Here is a 7,546-nt window from a genome sequence, read left to right on the forward strand (position 1 = left end):
GTCCGGCCGCACAGTAACAAGGTTCTCGGTACCCGCTCAGTCCAACAGCGCGCGCCAACCGGTCAGTTCCTCGCCGACCAGTTCCGGTTCGTCCCCGCCGAGCCGAATCTCGTTGACGGCGCAGTTCGGCTGTGAGTCCTCGGCCAGCGCCGCGTCGGGGTCGCTGTCCGTGAGCTTCGCCAGCAGGACCTTGATGACGCCGCCGTGGGTGACCACCAGCGTCGTCTCGCCGGCGTCGGTGGCCGTGATCGCCCGGTCCCACGCCGACTCGACCCGCCCGCGGAAGGTCGGGATACCCTCGCCGCCCTCCGGGGCCGCATCGAGCGAGATGACGCTCGCGTCCCGGTCGTGGTCGGGGAACTCATCGAGCAGTTCCTCGGCGTACAGGCCCTGCACGACGCCGAAGCCGCGCTCGCGCCAGTCGGTATCGAACTCGGGGTCGGGTAACCCACCGTAGCCGTCGCCGACCGCGGCGGCCGTCTCGCGTGTGCGCCGGAGGTCCGACGCGAAGACGCGGTCAATGCCGTAGCGCTCACCGAGCCATGTTCCGAGAGCTGTGGCCTGCGTCTGTCCTTGTTCGGTCAGCCGACTCGGGGCCCACCCCTGGATGCGCCCGTCGCGGTTCCACGTCGTCTCGCCGTGCCGGGCCACGAGCAGCGTCCCCATGCTAGGCCTCCTCCCCACTTCGCCAGCGCGCGACGGCGATGGTCCCCTCGTAGAGGAGGACGAGGCCGACGGCGACGGCGATTGCGGCGTTTCTCGGGAGACTGAACTGGTTGACGAGGCGGAACAGCGTCGGGTCGGGGCTGCCGAGGTAGCCGACGACGATGGCGACGGCCCACACCGGCAGGCGGGCGGCCCGGAACCCGCGCCAGAGTTTGACCGAGCCGTAGTAGTTCTTGTTCACGTACGCCAGCGCCTCAAACAGGACGATCATCCCGCCGCCGACGAGCATCGGCGTGGCGTTGCCGAGGCCGACGGCTGCGAGCGTCTCCGTCACTGCGGCCGGGAGCTGCTCGTAGTAGCCCGTGGGCACCGGCGCGGGGCTGAGGACGTAGCCGGCGATGCCGAACACCGCCCACGCTGCGGGACGGCGTGCGGCGAGGTCATCGGCCGTCGGGACCGGCGACGTGCTGCCGGTCCAGCGAAGGAGCAACAGGGTGCCCTCGAATAGCCCGATCATCGTCACGGCGACCATGAGCGGGGCCATCCCAGTCGGGTCCGGGCTGAACAGGAACGCCACGGCGGCGAAGCCGCCCCAGAAGTACAGCCGCCGGTCCTGCAGCCACTGGCGGGTCGTCACGCCCATCATCACCGCGAGCATCACGAACAGCGGGATCTGGAAAATGAGCGCGAACAGCCCGAGCATCAGGATAATGAGATTGAACGTCTCGCTCAGGCCGAAGGCCAGGTCGGCCGCGCGGTCGGAGTAGGTGATGAAGTAATCGAACATCGCCCGCAGCACGGCGAAGTACGCGAAGCCGACGCCGACGGCTGCGAGCACGAGGCTCGTCGGCACCGCGGCGAGGTAGTAGCGCCGCTCGCGGGGGTACAGCCCCGGCCGCATGAACAGGTACGTCTGGTAAACGAACACCGGCAAGGCAGCGATAAAGCCGACTAGCGAGGACACCTTGAGCCGTGCCAGAATGAGCGCGAGCGGGTTGTAGACGTTCGGACAGTCAGCGCCCTCAACGACGCTACCGTCGACGTTCGTCGCGACCTGGCCGCAGGCCTCGGCCGGTCCGTCGAGGAAGGAGTACCACAGGAAGTTGATGAGTTCGTCGGAGTACGGCAAGGCGATAACGGCGACGACGGCCATCACGCCGACGACGACGAACAGCCGCATCGCCATCTCCTCGACGTGGTCGGCCAGGGGCATCTCCTCGTCGTCGGGCGCGCCCTGGTCGACGATGTCGTCGTCCGGGTCGTATGTCGGTGCGTTCCCGCCGCCGGTCGTCGGCGCAGCACCACCGGCACCGGCCGGTGACGGCGTCGACTTGCCCCAGTCGGTCGGAACGTCCGCCGGCACAGCCGCGGTGACCTCCGACGCGTCGCGGTCGAACAGCCCGTCGCTGGATTCGGCTTCAGTCGGCCCGGCGTGTGAGCCAATAGTATGCTCGTCGCCGCCGGCCGGTGCGGGTCCGGGACCCGTCACATCGTCCGTCTCCCGATTGGCATCGGCTTCGGCCACGGGGTCGGTAGGGAGTGACGAATCATCGGACTCGTCGTCGGACGGTAGTGGCGGCTCATCGGGCCCGCGCCGCTCGTCGTCTGCGTCACCGTCCTCCATCTGTCCCGGGCTTAGACGGTGGGTGTTGTAAACTTTCTTTTCGAGCAGTGGCCGTCACCGGGATGAATAAATTGATAACGCCCACTGGGCTAGGCACAGAGAAGATGGCGAGTGCTATCGACGAGGACACCGTCCAGACGGTCCAGAGCGGGCGCGCCACGCTCGGCGCGATGCTCCGCTCGGCACAGGTGCACCTTCAGAAGGTGTTCATCGTCTTCGTCATCGGGATGATCGGCACGATCATGGGACTGCAGTACGGCGTCTGGGACACGCTGCGTGCCGATCTCCTGTACTCGCAGATGGACCTCACCACGCAGGAGGCCACGAGCATCGTCGCGGTCACGCCGTTCGACGTCATCCTCCTGCAGGTGAAAATCGGAGCCGTTATCGGGATTCTCATGTCGCTTCCGCTGCTGATTTACTTCGGCCGCGACGGGCTCCGCCAGCGCGGCTGGTGGCCGGCCGAACACATCCCGACCTGGAAGGGCGCGCTGTTCGTCAGCATAAGTCTGGGGCTGTTTTTCGGCGGCGTCGCCTACGCCTACGAGCTGTTCTTCCCGCTGATGTTCAACTTCCTGGCCGGGGACGCGTTCAAGGCCGGCTTCACGCCGCAGTACTCCATCGTCAAGTGGTTCCAGTTCGTGTTCCTGCTGGCCGTCTCCTTCGGGCTCGCCGCCCAGTTGCCGCTCGTGATGACGGTGCTTTCCTACACCGAAATTGTCCCCTACGAGACGTTCCGGGACAAGTGGCGCTACGCGGTGATGGGGATTTTCGCCTTCGGTGCGCTGTTCTCGCCGCCGGACCCCTTTACGCAGATTATGTGGGCCGCGCCGCTGTGTGGCCTCTACGGTATCAGCCTCGCGCTGGCGAAGCTCGCGATGCTGGTCAGGCGCTCCGGTGACCTCGTCAGTACCAGTACTGTCGCCCGTGGGCACTGGAACACGATTCTCGGTGGTGCAGTACTGGGCGGCGGCATGGTGTACTACTTCCTGGCGACGCCGGCGTTCCAGTACATTCAGCGGTTCGCCGAGGTGTTCCCCTCCGACCGGCTCACCGGCGACATCCAGCCGCCGGCGCTGTTCGGGCTCCCCGTCGAGAGCACGGCATTGCTTCTCGCCACCGTGTTCGGTGTCATCGGTGCTGTCGTCGTCCTCTACTATCACGTCCTGACCGCCCTCTCGGAGAAGGCCGGCCCCGGTCAGGTCGGCGACCCGACGGCCATCGACATCGATGAACTCAACGCCTCGGCCGTCGAGGTCGCGCCCCCTGAAGTGTTCGAGGAGATGGCCGAACACGAGGCCTTGGCCCACGCCGACACCGCGCTGGCAAACGACGACAAGGAGAAGGCCCAGGCCGTCCTCGACCGCTGGGACATGGCCCACGAGGACGACACGGCGGGCGAGACCGGCGATGGCGCGGACGGGGCCCCCGAGGGGGACCCCGAAGAAGAGACCGGCGTGTTCACCTCGACGACCGCCGGCATGGTCGACGCGTTCACCGAGGACGAGACCACTGAAGACGAGATCGGCGGCTACTACTACGACATCCAGTTCATCCTCAGCGCGCTGGCCTCCCGGGCGTTCGTGATTCTGGGCATCTTCGGCGCGGTGCTGGCCGCCGGATTCCTGTTCCTCTATCAGGGCGGCATCGGATCGATACAGCGGACGTTCGTCAGCCGGCTCCCGCCGGAGATGGCCGCCGACGTGAGCATCGTCACGCTCCACCCCGTCGAGCACCTGGTGTTCATCGTCAAGTTCTCGACGATACTCGGGGCCGTCTCGGTCATCCCCGTGGTGCTGTACTTCGCGTGGCCGGCAATGCGCGAGCGCGGCCTCGTCATCGGCAACCGCAACATCCTGGGCATCTGGGGCGGGACGCTGTTCGCCGCGCTCATCGGCGGGAGCCTGCTCGGGTTCCTCTACGTGGCCCCGATGACCATCTCCTGGATCGCCTACGACCAACTGAACTCGAACATGGTTATCGCCTACCGGGTGAGCAAGTTCGGCTGGCTCGTGTTCTTCCTCACTATCGGAATTGGCCTGCTGGCGGAGATCCCGGTGACGATGTTCCTCTTCCACAAGGGCGGCATCATCCCGTTCCGCCTGATGTACGAGCGCTGGCGAGAGGTCGTCATCGCCATCGTCGCCCTCTCGGCAATTCTCTCACCGAGCGGCATCTTCACGATGTTCATCGTCGGCATTCCGACGGCGTTTTCGTACATGCTCGGTCTCGGCATCCTCTGGGTGTACACGCTCGGCGGCCGGCGGACGACGAACCGGCGCAGCGAACCGGCCGACTGATAGCTGTTCGCGGAGACGAGTCGGGGAGTGTTATTCGACGATGATCGCGCCACCGTCCCGGTCGTGGAACGCGCAGTGATACTCGTAACGGCCCGTAACCTCGATAACAACCCCGCGAGACGCTTCTCTACTGGCCGAAATCTGGGATTTTCTCCATCCGGCCTGTCGTGAGTGCAGTAGCTCTCGTGATGCCCGGAGACCGCCTGCGAGCTGATACGTCCGGTCGGCAAACCGCAGTGGCTAAGCATATGCTCGATATATTCCCCAGATATGCCCAAGATAAGCGTCGAAGTCCCTGCTGAACTGCTGAACGACATCGACAAGCACGTCGGCGAGGACGGGAAGTTCGTCAACCGAAGCGAGGCCATTCGGGCCTCAGTACGAAAGACGCTTGACATGCTCGACGACATCGATGAACGGCAGGGACGACTCGACGATGAGCAGTGAGCGGTCGGAGGCGGTGCGCGTCGGGCTCGTCGCGCTGTTCGTGACAGCGCTGGTCACCTCGCAAGTGACCGCCTCGAAGCTACTCGCGTTCTCGCTGCCGTTCTCGCTCCCGCTCGCCGGGTCGACGCTCGTCCTTCCCGGGGCCGCGCTGGCGTACGCGCTGACGTTCTTCGCCTCCGACTGTTACGCCGAACTGTACGGCCGCCGGGCCGCGACGGTTGTCGTCAACGTCGGCTTCACGATGAACTTCGTCCTGCTGGCCTTGGTCTGGAGTACCATCTTCGCCCCCGGGCTCCCGCAGGCTGCTCAGCCCGTCGACCTCGCGGCGTTCCGCAATGTGCTCGGGGCCAGCACGGCAATCGTCGTCGCCAGCCTGTCGGCCTACGTCGTGAGCCAGAACTTGGACGTGTTCGTCTTCCACTGGCTCAGGGACCGAACGGACGGTGAGAAGCTCTGGCTCCGAAACATCGGCTCGACAGCCACCAGCCAGCTCATCGATACGATCATCTTCGTCGGCGTCGGCTTCGTCCTGTTTCAGGGAGTCCCGCCGGCCGAGGCGCTGGCGCTCATCGTCGGCCAGTACCTGCTGAAACTCGCTATCGCCGTCGTGGATACGCCCTTTGTTTACGCCGTCGTCGGCTTCGCCCGGCGAAACGACGTCGTTACGACCCCGGTGAGCGCCGACTGAAAAACGACTGCGAGCGGCTTACTCGACCGGTTCGGCGAACGCGTACCGGGGCTTCACGTCGTCGATTCGGACCTCGACGGTCTCGCCCGCTTCGACACCACTGACGAACACAGTGAAGTTTTCGACTTTGGCGATACCGTCGCCCTCCTCGCCGATGTCGTCAATGGTGACCTCCACGATGTCACCCTCGCGGACCGGCCCGGTCAGGCGGTGTTTCGCCACCAGATACAGCTCCGAGGAAGAGTCACGGGAGGCGTCGGGCCGGACCTCGCGGACGTACTCGAACTCCGGTTCGATGTCGGCGATGAGGTCGTCAAGGTCCTGGCCGTCGAACACTTTCGCACAGAAGTCCCCACCAGCGTCGAGCAGGTCCGTCGCGACCTCGAAGGCCTGCCGGACCAGATGGACCGACCGAGCATGGTCGAGATCGTACTGGCCGGTCATGTTCGGGGCCATATCGGAGATGACCACATCGACCGGACCCCCGCTGCCGTCGCTCTCCCCGACAATCTCACGGATCTCGTCTTTCGTGCTGTCCTCGGTCATGTCGCCGCGGACGTATTCGACGGTCGGCTCGGGGTCTTCCAAGTCATCGATTGTCTGGCGGTCGACGCCGACCAGCGTCCCGCGCTCACCGATTCGCTCGGCCGCGACCTGCATCCAGCCGCCGGGTGCCGCGCCAAGGTCGACGACGGTACGGCCCTCACCGAGCAGACCGGCCGTATCGTCCAGCTGCTGGAGCTTGTAGGCCGACCGCGCGCGATACCCCTCTTGCTTCGCTCTGTTGTAGTAGTCGTCTTTGCCCGACATAGTTACCTCACACCGCGTATGTCTCGAACGCCGAAAGGCGGCGAAATTGCAGTCATAGTGAGAGAAAGGCGGTCAGCGCTGAAATGGATGCCGACTCGGGGTCGTGTCCAGACCCAGTAGCACCAGGGGCCTGTCTGAATCAAGCCATGAATGGGGCGAAAGCATTCGGCGACCGCCACGACATCAGCCCCGCTGGCCCGGGTTTCGTACGTATCCAGTGGGGCCATATTAGCATCTGTCCGAACATGTTATCGGCGTTCCTACCGATTGAGAACCCATCTCATAGGCTGAGAGTACGCAGGCCGGTATATATCGTTCCCGTTCCGACTTCTATCTGTAGGAAGTGACCTCCCAATGTCAACCATTCCGACGGCGACGCGGAGGCGGGTGTTAGAAGCCTTGGGCGTCGGCACGGCCGCACTTGCGGGCTGTGCCAGCGCACCGGGCGCAAAAGAGCAAGCGACCGAAGCGGAGACGACCCCTCAGGAGCCAGCTATGAACGCCGCACAACAGACCGACGTCGACCGCATTGCCGCCGACCCGACCGCAATCCCAGACCCTATCGACCGGTCGGAGCCAAAGACTGTGTCGGTCGAGATGACCACCAAAGAGCAGGTCGCAGAGGTCGAGCCGGGCGTCACCTACACGTACATGACGTTCGGCGACCAGATTCCCGGTCCGATGATCCGGGTCCGCCGGGGCGACACCGTCGAACTCACCATCACGAACGAGGAGGGGAACTCGATGCCCCACAACATCGACCTCCACGCCGTCCGCGGCCCCGGTGGCGGTGCAGAGGCGTCGATGGTCACGCCGGGCCAGACCAAGACGTTCCGCTTCAAGGCCACCTACCCCGGCGCGTTCATCTACCACTGTGCCGTCCCGAACCTCGATATGCACATCTCCTCGGGGATGTTCGGGATGATCCTCGTCGAGCCGAAGGAGGGGCTCCCCGAAGTGGACCACGAGTTCTACCTGTCTCTTATACACATCTCTGATGGCGCGAGGGAG

The 7,546-nt window shown here is 65.0% G+C and carries 7 protein-coding genes; 4 read left to right on the top strand and 3 right to left on the bottom strand.

Annotated features, from left to right (window positions below; all coding sequences use genetic code 11):
- Positions 1 to 36 precede the first annotated feature (36 nt).
- Together C444_RS00495 and tatC are read right to left on the bottom strand one after the other, a co-directional pair.
- Positions 37 to 666 (bottom strand): histidine phosphatase family protein, encoded by a 630-nt coding sequence (locus tag C444_RS00495; RefSeq protein WP_004590085.1) that lies wholly within the window; start codon positions 664 to 666, stop codon positions 37 to 39.
- 1 nt (position 667) lies between these two features.
- A complete protein-coding gene (gene tatC, locus C444_RS00500; protein ID WP_004590086.1) occupies positions 668 to 2,290 on the bottom strand; it encodes a twin-arginine translocase subunit TatC in 1,623 nt (540 codons plus the stop codon).
- Positions 2,291 to 2,394: 104 nt separating this feature from the next.
- On the opposite strand from tatC, the gene C444_RS00505 reads away from it, so the two are divergent.
- The 3 genes from C444_RS00505 (at position 2,395) to C444_RS00515 (ending at position 5,725) form a co-directional block, all read left to right on the top strand.
- Positions 2,395 to 4,590: a twin-arginine translocase subunit TatC gene (locus C444_RS00505; RefSeq protein WP_004590087.1), complete on the top strand. Its 2,196-nt coding sequence runs from the start codon at positions 2,395 to 2,397 to the stop codon at positions 4,588 to 4,590.
- A gap of 270 nt (positions 4,591 to 4,860) precedes the next feature.
- A complete protein-coding gene (locus C444_RS00510) occupies positions 4,861 to 5,037 on the top strand; it encodes a ribbon-helix-helix domain-containing protein (protein ID WP_004516031.1) in 177 nt (58 codons plus the stop codon).
- Positions 5,027 to 5,725 carry a queuosine precursor transporter gene (locus tag C444_RS00515; RefSeq protein WP_004590088.1) on the top strand — a complete coding sequence of 233 codons (699 nt, stop codon included), beginning with the start codon at positions 5,027 to 5,029 and terminating at the stop codon, positions 5,723 to 5,725. The genes C444_RS00510 and C444_RS00515 overlap by 11 nt, the downstream gene beginning before the upstream one ends.
- An 18-nt stretch (positions 5,726 to 5,743) precedes the next feature.
- Here C444_RS00515 and C444_RS00520 read toward each other — a convergent pair whose 3' ends face one another.
- Positions 5,744 to 6,535: a 23S rRNA (uridine(2552)-2'-O)-methyltransferase gene (locus C444_RS00520; RefSeq protein WP_004590089.1), complete on the bottom strand. Its 792-nt coding sequence runs from the start codon at positions 6,533 to 6,535 to the stop codon at positions 5,744 to 5,746.
- A gap of 354 nt (positions 6,536 to 6,889) precedes the next feature.
- Between C444_RS00520 and C444_RS00525 the strand changes: the two genes are divergently transcribed.
- Positions 6,890 to 7,546 (top strand): multicopper oxidase domain-containing protein (locus C444_RS00525; protein ID WP_004590090.1); only part of this gene is annotated, 657 nt, incomplete at its 3' end.

This window comes from Haloarcula japonica DSM 6131 (genome assembly GCF_000336635.1).
Taxonomy (GTDB): domain Archaea; phylum Halobacteriota; class Halobacteria; order Halobacteriales; family Haloarculaceae; genus Haloarcula; species Haloarcula japonica.